The 1,327-nt window shown below is 74.0% G+C and carries 1 protein-coding gene; it reads right to left on the reverse strand.

Features of this window, described 5'->3' with window-relative positions; translation table 11 throughout:
• Window positions 1–122 precede the first annotated feature (122 nt).
• The gene (locus tag ACFXGX_RS16110; protein WP_384790617.1) at window positions 123–1,175 is read right to left on the reverse strand and encodes a Yip1 family protein; all 1,053 of its coding nucleotides are present in this window, start codon (window positions 1,173–1,175) and stop codon (window positions 123–125) included.
• Window positions 1,176–1,327 lie beyond the last annotated feature (152 nt).

The raw sequence follows: 1,327 nt of genomic DNA on the forward strand, positions 1-1,327 counted from the left end.
AACCCCCCGCGGCCCCCCCGGGCCCGCGCACCCCCCCACCACCCCCACCCGGGGGCCCCGGGGGGGGGCCCGGCCCCCCCCTCTTTCTCAGTTCCGGGCGGGTGCGTGTGCCGCCCGCGGCGTCAGAACGTGCCCAGCTTGATGATCGACAGGATCGCGATGAGCTGGATGGAGGACGCGGCGAGGGCCTTCGGCCAGGGGAGGTCGTGGGACTTGCCGACCATCAGGGTCAGCAGAGCGCCCGCGGCGACCCAGGTGATCCAGCCGAGGAGCTTCACGAAGGACGCGTCGCCGCCGAGGAACATGGCGAAGAGCAGGCGCGGGGTGTCCGTGATGGACATGATCAGCATGGAGAGGCCGACCGTGGGCTGCCAGGCCCCGTCGCCGCCGAGCTGGCGGGCCAGGGTGTGCGTGACCACGCCGAGGACGAACGTGCTGAGCACGAGGGCGACAGCGGTCGTCAGGACGATCGGGACGGCGTTGGAGAGGGTCGCGGTGATGGCGTCCTCGCGGGCGCCGTCGAAGCCGAAGACCGCCAGCAGGCCGTAGAGGAACGTCACGATCAGGGCCGGGGCCCACATCGTGTAGTCGCGCATCTGGAGGAAGGTCCGGTTGGGGGCCGTCACGATGCCCTTGAGCAGGTCCTTCCAGCGCAGCCGGGGGCCGACCGGCGGTGCGGCCGCCTGGCCCGCCCGGTAGACGTCCCCCTGGCTGTAGGGGTCCTCGCCGATCGAGAAGGCCTGCGTGTGGCCGGGGCTGTTCGCGGCGTACGGGTCCGGGCCCTGCTGCGGGTGCCCGTCGCCGAAGTACTCCGGCTCACCGTGCCCGCCGTCCTGTCCGCCGCCCTGGGGCCAGCCGCCCTGCTGTCCGCCGCGGTAGGGCTGACCGCCCTGCTGCTGCCCGCCGTACGGCTGCTGTCCGCCGTACCGCGGCTGCGACGGCGCGTTCGGGTAGCCGTTCGGCTGCTGCCCGCCTCTCTGGGGGGACTGCTGTCCGCGTCCCTGGGAGGACTGTCCGTACGACGGTTGTTGTTGCGGTCGCCCTTGCGGTGCACGGTTGTCCCGGCCGCCGCGTCCGATCCTGAATCCAGCCACGTTATCGAACGTACCTGGTCCCGAAGAGTGACGTGCGGGAGCCGGGGCACCAGGCCCGGCATTGGGGCCGAGCTGTGACATCCCCTAAGGGCACCGCGGGCGCGTCCCTTCAGGGGACGGATGTTCGACGAAATGGCGTGGGGGGGGGGGGGGCGGCGCGCGGGGCCCCCCCCCCCCCCGGCGCGCGGGGGGAGGGGGGCCCGAGGCGGGGGGGGGGGCGGGGGGGGGCGCCC

Origin of the sequence: Streptomyces sp. NPDC059371 (genome assembly GCF_042751995.1) — a bacterium.
Classification (GTDB): domain Bacteria; phylum Actinomycetota; class Actinomycetes; order Streptomycetales; family Streptomycetaceae; genus Streptomyces.